Below are 15,628 nucleotides of genomic sequence, written 5' to 3' on the forward strand. Positions count from 1 at the left end.
ATTGGGATCACAGTGATTTTCTATTCCCAAGTGTCTTGGGAGAACACCCCTTTAGGAGGCGATTTAGGCATTGCTTTTAATAAAGCACTAAAAACTATTCATTGTGACTCGACTCCCCCATGATTATGTCTATAAATATCTCATACCCCAAATTTCAACGTAACAATCACAAATTCAGAACAGTTGTAATAGCTCGCTTACAAATTTCAAATTAAGATTAACACTGTATAAAATATCATGAGCATTTCATTACCTATTTGCTGGTCAGCCTTTAACAAGATGTTTAGAATGATAACAGGGCAAATATCATTTACATGTGACAAAAAAAGAAGCTGTTTCAAAGGGGTGACCCTTTTGAAACAGCTCCTAAACGTTTCGTTCTTTCTTGACTAAACTGATTTGCAATATTAATTTCTAGTTGTTTCGCCTTCCACTTCCTTCTAAGGTTGTGATACTTCTTACTTCACATGCGCCCTATCGTATAATGGAATAACCTTAATTCAACAATGCTCATTAACCGTCTGTTACTTCTGCGCTATCTGAATAAGGTTTCCGCATGTATCGTCAAAGACAGCTATTGTGACTTCGCCCATTTCTGTTGGCTCCATAGTAAACTTCACGCCGTGTTCCATTAATCGTTTGTACTCTTTGCGAACATCTGCAACTCCAAACATTGTTGCCGGGATGTCATCGGCAAATATCTTCTTTTGATACTCTTTGGCTACCGGATGGTTATTCGGTTCGAGCAAAAGTTCGGTACCGTCTTGATCATCGGGAGAAACTAGCGTTATCCACCTAAATTCTCCGGCGGGAACGTCCTGCTTTTTTAAAAAGCCCAGGGTTTCTGAATAAAACTCCAGTGCCTTGTCTTGATCTTGTACGAATATACTGGTAACAATGATTTTCATACTATTATTGCCTCCTTTGATATTTGCTACGTATGGTGCCCTGCTAACAATCTGGCTGCAAGCAAAACCACCCATACATTCTTCAGAAGTCCTGTTCCGATTTTGTTACTTGTTTTTTTATTAAATTACTCTATCCATCCTTTTAGCAAGTTAGAGCGCTCATTATAATCTGTACTTAAGAGAGAAAATATTTGAGTATCTCTGAACTCGCCTTTAATAAGTTCATTTTTTCTAAGCGTTCCCTCAAAAGTCATTCCAATTTTGCTCAGAACTTTTTGAGATCCTATATTATCCGTGTCACATCGACCTTCAATTCGATTTGCACTAAGATCATGAAATCCATACTGTATTAACTCCTTTAAAGATTCGGTTGCTATCCCTTGGCCCCAATAATCTTCTGCAAGAAAGTAACCTATCTCTATACAGCGGTGCTTGTTACTCCAGTTTATGAATGCTACTACACCAACTACTTTTCCCGTCTTTTTCATTTCAATTGCCCATTCTCCTGAGATACCCGTTTTATAACCGGTTATTACTTCATCCAAGAATTTTAACGTATCTTCTTTTGTCTTATTCGTCTCCCATGTCATTGGGCGTGCCACATTAAGATTCGAACAGAAATCGTAGACGTCACCTAAGTCACCGTATTTTAATTGTCTTAAAAGTAGCCGTGGTGTTCTAAACTCTTTTAAATTTATAAGACTTTCATTGAAGTTCATAATTGTAAGACCCCCAAGTGCTTTCCATATAGCCATATCCGAAATAAGAATCTAAGTATTTTTTTACATATAAAGGTCTATGAATTAGCAAATACATAGATTGAATAAGCTGGGAGAGATTAAATTTCTCTTGCGAATTGTAAGGAAACATAATCCTCATCAGATGTATTTCCTCTCCGGGTCTCTAGTAAATCCCTAAGCTTCATAGAATTAAATTCCTTTATAGTTTCCCTTTTATACTGCCACCCCTTTTTTTTTGCGCCCTTCTCAATTCTCTTGTATCAAACAAGATTAGTCGAAAGGGAAACCATAACCAGTATAGTTAAATATATTTGTGAATCGAATACTTTCTGCTATTGCGAAGGGGTATTGACTTGCATACAGTCCCAGTACGGAAATGAAGCCATGTTTCAGACATTCTTTTACATAAGTGTGTGCTACCTTTTGAACTAGTTTCTTCCCTTGATTCTTTTCTAATCTTTCAATATCTGCTCCGTGAATATTGCCTAAGATCAATGCTGAAAATCAAAGAAATAGGTATGGAAGTTCTTTCTCTTATACCATTAAAGCTCTCTTCAGCTCAATAAGGACTTCTGTTCTTTAGTGGTCCCTTTTATCTCTCTCATTTTAAACTCTACAATTTCTTTTATTTTCTTTTCTGAAATATACCCTAGAATATACTTTTCAATCTCCCAAGCAAGCATCATTGAAGTATGATCTATATACAAATAATTAAAATCTTTTCTATACTTTCCTTCATCAATATACAACCCTTTTTCAGTTAATAACTTTCTATATAACTTTTTAACGAAAAGTATAAAATCCAAATCATATATGTCTTGGAGCAGAATAGTTAAGTCTCTTAAAGGTGAGGCTAGTGCTGTCCACTCCCAATCAATTAGAAAAATAGATCCATCATACTCGAATGTATTCTCTAAATGTGGGTCACCATGTGTTAAAACTAAAGGACCACTAACTTCATAATCATATATCCCAAGTAATTTATAAGCCTTCTTTACTGTTTCGCTCCAACTAGATTCCGTCCAATTTAAGTTTAGTGCACATAACCTGTCTAATTGGCTACAGCACCAATCCTGCCACTCAGTTGATAAGGTATGTTTTGGTAAGTAAAGACCGGTTATGTCTAAGGTACTAATTGTATGTAAATCGGATAGTTTATCAAGAATTTTTGTTAATAAATATCTTTTATCGTTGCTTGACAATCCTTCAAAATTCTCTTTTAATGGAACTCCAAGGTCTTCCATTAGGATAGCTGCTGGATTTGAGTTCCAAACCTGATTAATACGGAAGAAGGCTTCCACATAGGGGAAGAGTTTATTATATATCCCCACTTCATTATTTCGATCAGCAGCAAACTCTTTATATACTAACTTCCTTTTGTTATTACATTCATCCAGTACTGTTATTCTACTAATGCACCCCGCATGTACACCATTCATCATTTCGTGGTCTAATAATTCCCACCAATTTTCACTAATTCGTTTCTTTAAATATTTCATTTCCAGCCACCCATTTATGTATAGTATTACCACCCACCAAAACGTTTTCCTCGTAATCTTCCCAAGATGAAAAGCAATAACCTTCACATTGCTGCTCAGTCATCTCCATTTTAGTAAAAATGTCCCTTGTAGAATTTGTCATTTAATCCTCCCCCTTAACGTTGGTCAATGCTTATTTTCGGATCTGAAAGTGTGCCATCCAAGTCAAATAAAATAATTTCTATTTGTCTATATTAAATTCCGCACATACCTCCTTAATTTTACCATATAAAACCCAGAATAAGTTAAAATTATTATTAAACCGTCCAGTTTGCTTATACTCCTTTACTCCATTATGGCCTTTTTCATAAAAAGAAAGAGCGCAAGTCTTATTTAAGATTTGCGCCTCGTTTACGGAAGATTCTATCTATAAAATCTATGCTATTCACTTACAATCTTTAGCTGAACTGTTTTCTGTAATAATAAATTGATGAAATAGCACCAACTAAAAATGACAGGGAGACACCCATTACCAAATACCTCCTGAAGAAAACTGTTCCACTAGGCACAAAAAGTATATATAGTGCCAACATGAATACATAATTCATCTACTACATAAGGACGATTTTCTATTCTGAGACTTAAAACTTTATTCCAAATCTTCGTTTTCCATAACAATGAGTTATTCCACAATATGGCCCGTCGTGGTAGATACATTATCCTCAATTACTTCTTTGGATTAAAAAAGTTCATACTTAAATCCCTAGCATATTATTTTTCTTTTAACACTGAATACTTCCGATAAGCCCTGTAGAGACTGCTGCCAAATAAAACAACCATAAATGCGGGAAGCGACCTCAAAAGAACAAATGGTGTTTCAAATATAAGCGCTTTCCAAAATAATGCCCCTTCCATACTCCAAAGACCTTCAGTTAAATATAATCCCGAATCCTTGTAAATCGAATAAGAAAAAAACAAACACAGTACACCCAACCAAAATGAATAACCCATTAATCTTCTATAATAAATACCCTCTGATTGACGGTCCGAGAAGATTTCATTTTGATCATCTTCTTCTTTTTGCCAATACTGTCTTCCACCCAGCCGGTGCCCCTCTATGTGGCTCCAACCAAAATCTTCATATATCGCTTCGTATTCCTTGAATTTTTTCTTTGGTAAATAATCTTGATAATCAAGTCGCATAACATATCTTTTGTCCGTTTTTTTGAAAGTGTATATTCCTAATCCACTAATATTTGTACAGCGATAGCCCTCTTGTAATTGCTCATTCAGCCATTGCTCTTCTTTTTCAATATCAAAAAACATGTTAAACATCTTCATTTGAATCATCCCTTCCGTACAAGGATAAAATATGCGATAGCCTTTCTTGTTCCATTTTCAAAATGGCGCTTCCTTCCGCAGTTATCATATAAATTTTTCTCCGTCCCGAACTTCCAACAGGTTCAATCCAACCATGCTTATTCAAGTTTTCAATTGCACCGTATAATGTACCAGCCGCTAAACTAACAGTACCATTACTTATTTTTTCTATCTTCTGCATTACGGCATAGCCATGAAGTGGTTCACGTAACGCCAATAAAATGTAATGCATGGTTTCAGACAATGGCAATAATTTATGTTTCATGTTCTCACCCTCTAATCAGTTCAACTATATAGTCTGACTTTATAAAAATGTAATACAGTTCAACTGAATAGTCAACAGCATTTTTAAAGATTAATCGAAGGAACTTAAAATAAAAACTTAATAACAAAGCAAAAGTTTAATCCAAAAAAGTCGATTTCCATTACGCAGGAAATCGACTTTTTGTGTTAATTTTATTCAATTAAATGGCCCGTTCATAAGAAATGAAGCAAATCCTTATTCAGGAAATGCGCCCTTGTGATGGAATAAGCAAAAACCTTCCATAAACTGGGGCGGGCAAGGGCGCGCTCTTTTATTTTAGTAGGGTATTTCCACAGAGATTCTTAAATAACATGAGAGGATTCTTAAATAACTAGCTAGGATTCTCAAATATCAGGTCTTAGCTTTGAGAAGAACCATATTTTCGTCATTTCTCACAATGTATTACTCAATAATATGACCCGATCGTATTGTTGAATTGTCACAATCGAGCTTATCAACTCTATCAAACTTTATTTCAAAGCCACAAATAGCCCTCTTTTTTCAAGAAAAGTGCCCTATTGGGTAAGATTGTTCAGGTATAATAGGTCAAAACCCTCATGTTTGATCGATTTCTTTTAGAATCTTATTTTAATAATTCAAATTAGTCATAAATGAAAGACCAATTATGTCTAATACCCCTTGACTAAGTGGAGAAAAAAGAAAGTTCAAAACCGATAAACCAATTACCATATATAAAAAGAACCAAAAATATTTCAGCACTTATTCACCCCATTTTTTTGCTCCAGATAAGCGCCAAGTTGTTAAATAATATTAAGTAAGGACCTCTGCAGATAAATTCCAATCAAACCATCTTCCATGTCCATCCGTCTCACCAACCGTTTTATGCTTTACCTTTCCGTTTATAATTGAATCAACATGAAGCTTTCTATCATCAATATTATTGTAAATATGGAAGATATCTCTACAGCTGCCTATTTCACTGACTATTTGAATTAATTCGTTTTTAACACTCTTTGACATCTGATTAGCTACATGGGTATGAAAGATGCAAATTGTATTATCAGCAGGAATATCCTCTACTACTTCCGAAAGTAAAGCTACTCCATCTCCTTTCATTAGATTTGGAGGATTTAACCTTAATTGCTTAACTGAATCTTCAAAATGTTTTAGTCTCTCTTTATGTTCTGGCCATATAAGTGCTTTTAACCATAAATAATCTTCTTCATTGGTAAGATCGCTAATATGTAGGTCTATGCCTAACCGATCATTTACTGGAGGGGTTAGGGACAATAAATTGTGAGATATATCTCCTTCACGTATTTTAGAGGTTAAATGAACAGAAGAATTTTTATTCCCATATAGTTTATTACTCTCATAGGAGTAAGAATAATGGTCCCATAATAACTGCAGCCCCGCACTGGTACCGATTTCTATGAGGAAGAGAGGCTTATTGGTTTGCTGGTATATGTAACAAAATACCGGATACAGATAAGCACATCGTCGTACTTCATTTGTTTGGACAAGCTTGTTTTCTAGGATTAACTTTATGTTTTTGGTGTTTTCAATGCAAAAATCTTTAAATAATGGGAAAGCGTTATAACCCCTTTTCACCTCATTCACTACACTTGGATAGAATTCTTTCAATTCATGATCTGTACCTTGGAGCAGTAAATAATGAACAGCTCCAAAGAGTAAATTTGGAATAGGTTGACCTTCTCTAGCATGTAAACACAGATTCAATAATTCATTATCCTTAGCGATTTGTAAGGACAAGTTTTTATAAAGCTCACTTGAACCTTCACATTCTAAAACGGCGAAGTTCTCAAACCTTTCAGCTACCGATTTAGTATTCATATTTCTCCCCTCGTATTGTTAACGCTATCATTTATAACTTTTTTTATTCAAGAATATGGTCCTTTTAAGAAGGATCAACACTTATCCCTTATTCAAGGGAAGCGCTTTTTCCATGATAAGCTTATATTAGCTGGTATTAGCTGGTATTAGTTTAACGAGAATGCTCTTCTAGGTAAGTTGAGAAGCCCTTAAGAATTTTATTGTATTTATTCTCTATCTTTTCTTCATTAACTGTCATCAATTTCCTTTCCTTCATTATCCATTCCCCGTCAACCATTACATTTTGGACGAAATACTCTTCACTATAAAACAGGACATTGTGGAGATAAGTTGAAAAGTTCTCTTCGGCAATCAATGGATTTAAGGATGAATCTTTTTTGATAAAAACTAGGTCTGCTTTGTGACCCTCTTTTATTTCACCTATATCTTCTTCTAACTGATAAGCTCTTGCTCCGTTTATGGTTGCCATTCTAAAAATATCCTCGGCAGAGAACTTATCAATAGAATTATTTATTTTTAGTAAGTAATAGGTTAATCTCATTAATTCCCACATGTTAGTGTGAGCGTAATCAGTACCCAAACAAACGTTTATACCCTTTTCATGCATTCCATTAACATCTGCTAGACCAGCGCCAGTATTTAGATTTGAAATAGGACAGTGAACAACAGAGCTCCCATTCTTTGCTATCAACTCCATATCTTTTCCCGACATAAATACGCCGTGAAAAAGTACAGCGTTTTCGTCCAAAAGATTTCCTTCATTGTATAACTCGACGCTCGACTTGCCATATTTGGAGTTTACAATATTGAATCTCCACTGATTCTCTAAACAATGAGTCATCATTATGGGATTATATTTATCCTTAACACCTTGCAAATTACGTAGTTCTTCATTCGTGATGTCTTCTTCCTCTAACAAATGAGTTCCAAATAATACATTACCATTCGTTTTGCTATGGTAATCTTCAATTTCCTCATAAGTATCGATAATTCCTCGAATTCCAATTTCGTTAATTGCATGACTCAGTAGCTCTGGTGAATCTCCAGGGTCAGAGTCGCTCACAAAGGTCACTCCATTTTTAACCATGTCAATATAACTCTTTTGAGCAACATAAACAAAATCCTCTTTAGCAACTTCGTTATCCAAATAATCAAAGAACAATTGTTGTATTTTCCCTTGTTCCGAATCATTGCACCAATCTTGAATTGCCATTTCTTTAGTTAATCCTTTAGTAAGAGGTGAGTAACTATGAAAATGAGCATTGATTAAACCAGGGATTACAAGATAATCCTCACAGTTTATAGAATTTTCTTTATTGTCTCTATTAAAATCAAAACTGATTTTTCCGTCCTCTATGGATAGATCCCGTGTTTCCAATCTCATATCACTATTTAAAAACGTTACATTTTTTAGCCTCATTTAATTGCTCCTAACTCCCTTTATATTAGTTCTTTACAGAATTACTTATTTATTTAAAAAATCCAGTATAATAACTACTTTGACAGCCTTTAACAAATTCCTACTAGTTTCACAATCTAGATACTACTCTAACTTATTGTTAAGATAATTTATTTAATATCTCATTTTCCCGTTTTTGGTCTAAACCAGCTTTTCTGTCTTTTATCACGCGTGTTTTGTCCCAGTTATATGTATCTCTTATTGTCTCTTTAACATGTCTAAAGGTTAAACCATCTTCTATAGCCTTGTTACTATCTAACCCAAACTCTTGTTTGGTCGGAATCCATAAAGGTAATTCAATCCATGGTTTTATATTATTTTCTAAGAGAGCCTCCTCTGATACCCAAACAAATTCTGAATCATTGTTAAAAGCCTTCTTGCACTCACCTGGAATTCTTCCATGGTAATTTTGTTTTTTGGCCCATTTACATTGTATACACTTGTTTTGTTTCCCTCCGCCATTACTATAACCCATTTAGCTAAGTCTCTTACATCAATAAATTGTACTTTTTTTGATCGAATATCCGGTGCTATTATATGGCCACCCAGTGAAGTCCGATAAGGCCAGTAAGTAAACCGATCTGTTGGATCATGAGGACCTACAATTAAACCCGGGCGAACAATCAGCCAACGGTTTTCCATTCCCTTAGAAACTACAGATTCACTTAAATATTTCAAAGCACCGTAATAGCCACCCTCAATCCTTCCTGATTTACCTTTAGTTACTCTTTCCAACTCTTCACTGGTTAAAGTTGATGCCTCTCCATTTTCATCGATGTTATCTTCACTTATAAGGTTTTTATAAATAGAAGCGCTAGAGATATAAATATATTGTTCGACCTTATTGTTAAGTATTTCTAGTGTTTTGGATACAGTTTGCGGTGTAAACCCACAAGTATCAATAACTACATCCCATTCTCTATTTTTTAGTTGTTCCAAGTCATCATCATTTTCTCTATCCCCAATTATTGTTTCTATATTATTAAATAATGCTGGGTTTGTTTTTCCTCTATTGAATAATGTGACTTCATGGTTCTTCTGTAATGCATAATCAACTAAGAATCGACCCAAAAATTGTGTCCGCCTATTATAAGTATTTTAATAATAAAGCTCTCCCATCTTTATGGATTATCAAACTTTTTGCTACACATTAGGGCGAAATTCTTCTTCCAATAATTTCTTCGAGTCCGTAGTGAAAATAACCTTCTCTTATTAAAATAAATCGCCTATAGATCAATAAAGAGCGCAATTCTTACTCTAAGATTGTGCCAGATAATTAAAGACGATGATCAGTCTCTACAGATTTTCTATATAGGTTCTCTTTAATCGAATATAGTTTTATTTCGCTATTTCAAGTTCATAAAATGGGTAGATTTCGGATATGTATTTTTTCTTAAAAATCCAAGTGAAGTATAAAACTTATCGGCTTGCTCTGTATCTGTATGAAGTACTAAAACTTTGTAAAATAATTTCGCATTTCTGATTATCTCTTTCAACAAGACTGTTCCAATTCCATTTCTTCTATAAGCTCTAGAAACGTAAAATCTTCTCAATCGACCTATCTTTTGTTCGTGTAAATACGGGTCTATGTTAAGACCACCAATAGCAATGAGTGCACCATCGTTATTAAATACCCCATATAAAGATTCCCCCGGGGCTTTGAATGTGTTAGTGCCAATTTTATAATCATTAACTAACCTTTCAAGAAATTGAAACCCCTCTTCTGTACTTTCGTTCACCAAATAAGTTATATCGTATTGAAATAGGTTTTCAATCTTTTTCAGATTATATCCTTCCATATCTACCTCCAAAATTAGTTAACAGATGTTAAGGAAAAACGCCATTATCCAGAAAATTTGATATCGAGATAATCTAAAGAACATACATAGCCATTCCCTGTTCTGCTTTCCTTCTTTTTTAGATGAGCATCAAACTCCTATTAAGAAACCCTTATCTTAAATTGTACCCTCAATTTTATTTGATGTAGCTTTTATTATAAGGAAATGAGGGTTAGTCATTAGGTATTGAAATGACTTTTCATCCACGTCCCTCATCCTTTCTTGTGGTTGGGGTTCTATTAGCTTAACTAGATTGAAACTATGTGTCGTATCATTTATCATATCTTGCAGAGATCTTCTGTAAAAGCTGACATCAACATTAATATTTGGTTTGTTCCAGGTTTCCGTCAAAAGTTGAGTTTTAAAGTAATCCTCACAATGATACCTCGTATAATCCATAAATGGATGATGAACAGAAAACAAAAGGGTTCCGCCAGCTTTCAGAATACGACTAAATTCGAAAAGCGTTTTCATCCAATCTTTTAGATAATGAAGCGTAAGGGAGCTTACTATTATGTCAAAAGAATCGTCTTCAAACGGCAAAGTTTCTTGAAGGTCATGACAAAGGAATGCTGCCTCACTTAAACGCTGTCTCGCTATTTCCACCATATCAGGACTTACATCTATACCAGTCACTTCTGCTCCCTGGTGTAATAATTGAGAAGAATACCACCCCGCTGAACAACCAGCATCAAGCACCTTTTTCCCTTTTAATGTTGGGGGCAAAGCCGCCATCATAGCTGGGCGCTCATAATAAGCATTGTAAGGGCTCCCCTTATCAACATCGTTTTTATATGTATTGGCTAACTTGTTATAAATGTCCCTTGTAGAATTTGTCATTTAATCTTCCCCCTTAACGTTGGTCAATGCCCATTTTCTGATCCGAAAGTGTGCCATCTAAGTCAAATAAAATAATTTTATATTTATCCATATTAATTTCCGTACCTACCCCCTAAATTTACCATATAAAATCCAGAATAAGTTAAAATTATTATCAAACCGTCCAGTTTGCTTACACTCCTTCTCCATAAAGAAAAACGCGCCGTTGCTTTACTAAGCAAGGAATTCCTATTGGCTTGTATAACGGAAGATTAATGTAGTAGATCAAACACCATTATTACTTGTTTTACTGTCTTTTTCATAAAACAGATAAAAGACAGAAATAGCTGTTAAAGCCAAAAAGCATAGACTCGCTATATTATTATTAGCTAATGCAAATATAAAAAGTACATTAATCACCATCATTACTGAAGCTAAAACTTTAGCCAAAATAGTAATCACCCTTCCTAAGCCCAATTGAACGTTCCTTTAGGTTAAACAGAAAACCTTAAGCTTCAATTATTTTGATATGTTTTTCAAACTGCTTAACCCCATTAGGATACCTCCACCAATACTAAATACTGCTCCGAAAAGCGACCACAGGGAAATATAAATTCCTGATATAAAGACCACAAGACTTGAAATAAGCATCTTTTTATTCAAAGCCCCCATCCCTTCTCAAAAAAACTGCCTCCTAATATCTTTACACAATCCCTATTCTATATTAACATAAATATCCATTTAATCACTTGAAAGTTATCCAATTATCTGGCTCTATCCATGAGGATCCTTCCCCTTCAAGAAAGCTTCATCGATTTTATAATTTTTTTCAGAACTAAAATTCCTTTCTCCATTTGCTCATATGTAGGGTATGCATAGGAAAGACGCACACTTCCATCAGTGTCTTGATAGATCGTCCCCGGATTAATTAAGACATTACGTTTGTAGGCCTCTGCAAATAAATACTTTGCGTTAACCGGTTGGTGGAAGTTTACCCATATAAAGAGTCCACCTTTTGGAACGTCCCAATGAGCTTCTCCTTCAAAATGCGTATGTAACAGTTGAGGTAAGTAATCTCTCTTTTCTAGAAGCTTCTCTCGCGTACGATGCATATGTAAGTCGTATAATCCTGATGTTAGCATCTGTTCAGCAACCGCTTGAGATACCATACTCGTGCCATAGTCCATTTGCATCCGAATGTCAGCAAGCCGCTGAACAACATCTTCTGGACCTACCATCCAACCAATCCGCAGGCCAGGATCGATTGTTTTAGAGAAACTGCCTACATACAGTGCACGGCCTTGTTTATCTAATGATTTAAGAGTTGGAGGAGGTTCTTCAAACCAAAGATCTTGATAAATATCATCCTCTATCACAGGCAGTTGATGAACTTCACATACGTTAAGAAGATCTTTCCTTCTTTCTAATGGCATCACTGTACCAGTCGGATTATGAAAAGTGGCATTGGTGTATAAAATGGACTTGTTTGTCATTAAACTCTGCTGACGAAGATCATCAATATTCATTCCTTTATCGTCAACTGGGATGCCTTTTAGTTTCATTCCAGCAGAACGAATTACATGTAGTGAGTATAAGTAAGAAGGCTGGTCTAAAAATACTGTTGATTCTGGCTGAAGCCCCCTAAAGAAATCAATTGTAAGGCTTGATGCGAACCTGACACAATTAAAACAGAATCAGGACTTGTTGACACACACCGAGAAGCTAAGTGATGACTCAAGGCTTTTCGTAGAGAAAGCTTTCCCCTGCCATCTCCGTATCCAGCATAAGAAATATTTCTCCCCACTGTCATAAAAGCATCAGAGAGTTCTTTCGCAGGATGTAACTCAGAACCCATCTTTCCTTTGCTTAGGTGTAGGAAAGTATGATCTGTCTCTGCTTGGTTAATCTTTTGTACGGTAGAATCGTTTGATGGATGCAGGGACCATTGTACATAATCATTCCAATGTGGAGTGCTATTTGTCAATGCTTGCCATATACTCTGCACGACCTTAATCGAACTCCCCATCCGTCCCTTTATTAATCCCTGTGCTTTTAATTCATCTAATACACCGATGATAGTACTGCGATTTACTCACAAAGTAGAAGCTAATTCACGCTGAGAAGGCAACTTGCTGCCAACCGGCCATTCACCATCTCTAATTTTCCCTTTTATATAATCTTTGCCATAATATGTTTTGGTTGATACGAAAATAAAGGAATTGGTTGAAGCTAATTTATTCTTGATATTTTACCATAAACGTATTGTTTTCTAGACACAATACGAGGGGGAAATAACATGAATGTTAGGGTCCTTATTGCTTATAGCCTAACAGTAATACTCTGGGGATCAGCATTTCCAGGAATACGTGTTGCACTACAATCTTTTAACCCTTTTCATCTTGCTCTTCTACGAATGATGATAGCTACAAGGGTCCTACTCGCTTTTGCTTTTATAGTAAAAATGAGAATTCCTGAGAAGAAGGATATTTCAATTATCTTATTGTTGGGTTTTCTTTGTTTTTCAATTTATCATACACTTCTAAATATAGGGGGAAAAGACAGTCGGCGCAGGAACAGCAAGTTTATTGATATCAACGACTCCTTTATTATCCGCTCTACTTGCAGCACTCTTTTTGAAAGAAAAATTCAATCGTTTCGGTTGGATCGGTTCTTTCACATCGTTTATGGGTGTAGCCTTTATATCCATTGAATCAGGAGGAGAGTTTAGCATTGAGTTGGGTGCGCTGATGATTTTACTTGGTGCTTTAGGAGAAAGTTTCTATTTTGTTTTTCAATCATCATATTTAAAGAAATACGGTTTTTTACCTTTTCTACGTACACAATTATAGCCGGAACTCTATGTATGGTGCCTTTTTCCGGAGGGTTATGGACATCGATCCAACACGCTTCTGTGGAGAGTACACTTACTGTGGTTTACTTAGGACTACTTCCAACAGTCATCCCTTACTTTGCTATTGCTTATGCCATCGCTAAACAAGGGTCTTCAGAAGCAACAAGCTCCCTTTATTTAACCCCAGCGGTAGCAATTTTAATTTCTTGGCTATGGCTTGGAGAAGCACCAACAAATACTATCACTTAGAGGGAATATAATACAAAATTTAGAAACTTATGATACACTTAGGTTAACTAAATTTAAGATATAAACATCGTTTCTTATTCAACTAACGAGGCAGGTTAGTGGAACAAGAAATCATATATAACCCAAATAAAATGAAAAAATATTTTCTATAATTTATGGTTTTATTACATTGGGGGTTTTTGTATGAATCGTTATCAAAAAATATCGTTAATTATTTTAATAGGTAGTCCACTGTTGTTCTTGATTATTTCCATTATTACTGGACAATGGAGGTTCTTCTTGTGGAGCTTGTCAACTATTGCAATCGCATTAACATTATGGAAAACAGGCTCAAAACTCAAGCATTAGAAGCGAAATTGCAAAATAATTTAAGGGAGAATTTGTGAATAGTTGTACTTAAAGTAATGGTGGCTTTAGTTGAATAAGACTATACTACGAATTAGAACTTCCAGATAATTGGAGGTTCTAATTTTTTCACATAATATCAACATTAAAATTTAACAGAGCCTTTTATAACTGTATCTAAGCAGTCCGTTATTCAACTCTTGCGCCCCGTTAGTTTAGCAAGCTAAACTAAAAAGAAACTATGTTTTGAATTTTTTGGTTTAAGTTATGTTCTCACCAACAGCTACTACTCCAATAACTGCCAATAATACCAATAAAATCCCCAACGCTAGGGTTCCTAAGTGAAATAATTTCAATATCATACTTTCTTTTTTGAATCCCTTAATTGTCAATAAGCATACGGTAATTAACAAAATTCCGGTTAATAATATGTAACCCATTCAATTATCACCTCAACAGTTCAGATTTAACTCGAATAAATTATTAAGTTAAAATAGTCCGTATATGTAAAAGAGCACAATTCTTGCTTTAGAATTACACCCGTTTTTTATCTAAAGTTGTTCAAAAACTGTTTCTACAGGATCGTTAACAGCAATTACATTATAGAAATTCCACTAGCGAGAACGCTAAATAAGAAGCTTATGGTTGTTAAACCAGCAACAGGTATGGCAAAACCTTTGTTATTTTTAAATTCATAAGCAGCAACAAATACTCCCGCCACACATAACACCAACCATACAGGAATAAATATTAGCTCTGCTATGTTCATCGGTAATAAATCGTAGGAACTAGTTAAGAAAAGCAACCAATTAATAACCAAGAGCCCCAAAATTCCATATGAAAATTTTCGAGGGGCTGGCCCCTTCTCATTTCTTTTAACAGCCATAAATGCTGGGACAACAAACATTAAAATTCCAATCGCTCCTACAACTAATCCAAATATTGATGAAAATGTGATTGCCAACACTCCTTTGGATTGATGAATATGAATGCACCTTCATTTTAACACAAAATGGAAATTAAAATCCCTCTTTCTTTTAAATTCTTATTCAATTATCTGGCCAGTTCGTATTATTAAAGAAAACGCTTGTTAGTCTGGAGACAGAAACCAGCAATTAGTCAAAAGATAAAAGGAGAGCACATAGTAGTATATACGACTACTATGTGCTCTCCTTTTTCTGCAGTGCTTTATAGTTCAGATCTTCACCACTCAGTAAACAACCTGACATTCTCATTATTTACAACTGGGCTCCAAACCTCTTGATCTTACCCGCTAAGGAAATACACAAAGATCAATATCGTTCCAACATATGAAAAAACAGCCTGGGCCCAGTAACGATTGCTTTCTTTTCTTAACATCCACTTATTCCAAAGAAAGAAAATCGCTAGACAAGTGAACAGGCTTAACAGTGGTTCAAAAGACCACATTGAACCCATAAAAG

At 35.1% G+C, this 15,628-nt stretch carries 17 protein-coding genes and 1 pseudogene; 3 read left to right on the top strand and 15 right to left on the bottom strand.

The genetic code is table 11. From position 1 onward, the window contains the following. Positions 1–524: 524 nt before the first annotated feature. The 14 genes from MUO15_RS05040 to MUO15_RS05105 all read right to left on the bottom strand — a co-directional run bounded on the left by MUO15_RS05040 (position 525) and on the right by MUO15_RS05105 (position 12,746). Positions 525–908, bottom strand: coding sequence for a VOC family protein (locus MUO15_RS05040; protein ID WP_245034006.1), 384 nt, complete (start codon positions 906–908; stop codon positions 525–527). A 125-nt stretch (positions 909–1,033) separates the two neighbouring features. Then, positions 1,034–1,627 (bottom strand): GNAT family N-acetyltransferase, encoded by a 594-nt coding sequence (locus MUO15_RS05045; protein ID WP_245034008.1) that lies wholly within the window; start codon positions 1,625–1,627, stop codon positions 1,034–1,036. Positions 1,628–2,202: 575 nt separating this feature from the next. After that, the gene (locus MUO15_RS05050; RefSeq protein ID WP_245034010.1) at positions 2,203–3,147 is read right to left on the bottom strand and encodes a phosphotransferase; all 945 of its coding nucleotides are present in this window, start codon (positions 3,145–3,147) and stop codon (positions 2,203–2,205) included. Then, complete coding sequence (locus tag MUO15_RS05055; protein WP_245034012.1) at positions 3,122–3,289, bottom strand: hypothetical protein; 168 nt, start codon at positions 3,287–3,289, stop codon at positions 3,122–3,124. The genes MUO15_RS05050 and MUO15_RS05055 overlap by 26 nt, the downstream gene beginning before the upstream one ends. A 608-nt stretch (positions 3,290–3,897) precedes the next feature. Beyond that, entirely contained in the window at positions 3,898–4,467 is a 570-nt protein-coding gene (locus tag MUO15_RS05060) for a DUF2812 domain-containing protein (RefSeq protein ID WP_245034014.1), read from the bottom strand. Further along, a complete protein-coding gene (locus tag MUO15_RS05065) occupies positions 4,454–4,771 on the bottom strand; it encodes a PadR family transcriptional regulator (RefSeq protein ID WP_245034016.1) in 318 nt (105 codons plus the stop codon). The genes MUO15_RS05060 and MUO15_RS05065 overlap by 14 nt, the downstream gene beginning before the upstream one ends. A gap of 810 nt (positions 4,772–5,581) precedes the next feature. Then, positions 5,582–6,625, bottom strand: a complete 1,044-nt coding sequence (locus tag MUO15_RS05070; protein WP_245034018.1) for a DUF2332 domain-containing protein — start codon at positions 6,623–6,625, stop codon at positions 5,582–5,584. A 151-nt stretch (positions 6,626–6,776) separates the two neighbouring features. Next, positions 6,777–8,045 carry an amidohydrolase family protein gene (locus tag MUO15_RS05075; protein WP_245034020.1) on the bottom strand — a complete coding sequence of 423 codons (1,269 nt, stop codon included), beginning with the start codon at positions 8,043–8,045 and terminating at the stop codon, positions 6,777–6,779. 360 nt (positions 8,046–8,405) lie between these two features. Next, positions 8,406–9,155 (bottom strand): NAD-dependent epimerase/dehydratase family protein, encoded by a 750-nt coding sequence (locus MUO15_RS05080; protein WP_245034022.1) that lies wholly within the window; start codon positions 9,153–9,155, stop codon positions 8,406–8,408. 275 nt (positions 9,156–9,430) lie between these two features. Next, complete coding sequence (locus MUO15_RS05085; protein ID WP_245034024.1) at positions 9,431–9,883, bottom strand: GNAT family N-acetyltransferase; 453 nt, start codon at positions 9,881–9,883, stop codon at positions 9,431–9,433. Positions 9,884–10,039: 156 nt separating this feature from the next. Then, the gene (locus MUO15_RS05090) at positions 10,040–10,762 is read right to left on the bottom strand and encodes a class I SAM-dependent methyltransferase (RefSeq protein ID WP_245034026.1); all 723 of its coding nucleotides are present in this window, start codon (positions 10,760–10,762) and stop codon (positions 10,040–10,042) included. Positions 10,763–11,026: 264 nt separating this feature from the next. Next, positions 11,027–11,191 (bottom strand): hypothetical protein, encoded by a 165-nt coding sequence (locus MUO15_RS05095; RefSeq protein ID WP_245034028.1) that lies wholly within the window; start codon positions 11,189–11,191, stop codon positions 11,027–11,029. 347 nt (positions 11,192–11,538) lie between these two features. Continuing rightward, complete coding sequence (locus tag MUO15_RS05100) at positions 11,539–12,396, bottom strand: aminotransferase-like domain-containing protein (RefSeq protein WP_245035855.1); 858 nt, start codon at positions 12,394–12,396, stop codon at positions 11,539–11,541. Beyond that, positions 12,351–12,746 (bottom strand): hypothetical protein, encoded by a 396-nt coding sequence (locus tag MUO15_RS05105; RefSeq protein ID WP_245034030.1) that lies wholly within the window; start codon positions 12,744–12,746, stop codon positions 12,351–12,353. Before MUO15_RS05105 ends, MUO15_RS05100 begins: the two co-directional genes overlap by 46 nt. Before the next feature lie 291 nt (positions 12,747–13,037). Between MUO15_RS05105 and MUO15_RS05110 the strand changes: the two are divergent. From MUO15_RS05110 to MUO15_RS05120, 3 genes and pseudogenes are all read left to right on the top strand, one after another. Next, positions 13,038–13,286: pseudogene (locus MUO15_RS05110) on the top strand (EamA family transporter); the annotation flags it as partial. A gap of 40 nt (positions 13,287–13,326) precedes the next feature. Beyond that, positions 13,327–13,590, top strand: coding sequence for an EamA family transporter (locus MUO15_RS05115; RefSeq protein ID WP_245034032.1), 264 nt, complete (start codon positions 13,327–13,329; stop codon positions 13,588–13,590). Next, positions 13,584–13,841, top strand: a complete 258-nt coding sequence (locus tag MUO15_RS05120; RefSeq protein ID WP_245035856.1) for a DMT family transporter — start codon at positions 13,584–13,586, stop codon at positions 13,839–13,841. The genes MUO15_RS05115 and MUO15_RS05120 overlap by 7 nt, the downstream gene beginning before the upstream one ends. 940 nt (positions 13,842–14,781) lie before the next feature. Here the strand turns inward: MUO15_RS05120 and MUO15_RS05125 are convergent. Beyond that, on the bottom strand, positions 14,782–15,150 hold the full coding sequence (locus tag MUO15_RS05125; protein WP_245034034.1) for a hypothetical protein: 369 nt from the start codon (positions 15,148–15,150) through the stop codon (positions 14,782–14,784). Positions 15,151–15,628: the final 478 nt, after the last annotated feature.

Origin of the sequence: Halobacillus amylolyticus (assembly GCF_022921115.1) — a bacterium.
Classification (GTDB): domain Bacteria; phylum Bacillota; class Bacilli; order Bacillales; family Halobacillaceae; genus Halobacillus_A; species Halobacillus_A amylolyticus.

Excerpts from the sequence above, each read along its gene's own strand:
- MUO15_RS05055 (WP_245034012.1), bottom strand. The coding sequence starts at position 3,289 with ATGACAAATTCTACAAGGGACATTTTTACTAAAATGGAGATGACTGAG.
- MUO15_RS05045 (WP_245034008.1), bottom strand. The coding sequence starts at position 1,627 with ATGAACTTCAATGAAAGTCTTATAAATTTAAAAGAGTTTAGAACACCA.
- MUO15_RS05090 (WP_245034026.1), bottom strand. The coding sequence starts at position 10,762 with ATGACAAATTCTACAAGGGACATTTATAACAAGTTAGCCAATACATAT.
- MUO15_RS05085 (WP_245034024.1), bottom strand. The coding sequence starts at position 9,883 with ATGGAAGGATATAATCTGAAAAAGATTGAAAACCTATTTCAATACGAT.
- MUO15_RS05040 (WP_245034006.1), bottom strand. The coding sequence starts at position 908 with ATGAAAATCATTGTTACCAGTATATTCGTACAAGATCAAGACAAGGCA.
- MUO15_RS05060 (WP_245034014.1), bottom strand. The coding sequence starts at position 4,467 with ATGAAGATGTTTAACATGTTTTTTGATATTGAAAAAGAAGAGCAATGG.
- MUO15_RS05070 (WP_245034018.1), bottom strand. The coding sequence starts at position 6,625 with ATGAATACTAAATCGGTAGCTGAAAGGTTTGAGAACTTCGCCGTTTTA.
- MUO15_RS05065 (WP_245034016.1), bottom strand. The coding sequence starts at position 4,771 with ATGAAACATAAATTATTGCCATTGTCTGAAACCATGCATTACATTTTA.
- MUO15_RS05050 (WP_245034010.1), bottom strand. The coding sequence starts at position 3,147 with ATGAAATATTTAAAGAAACGAATTAGTGAAAATTGGTGGGAATTATTA.
- MUO15_RS05075 (WP_245034020.1), bottom strand. The coding sequence starts at position 8,045 with ATGAGGCTAAAAAATGTAACGTTTTTAAATAGTGATATGAGATTGGAA.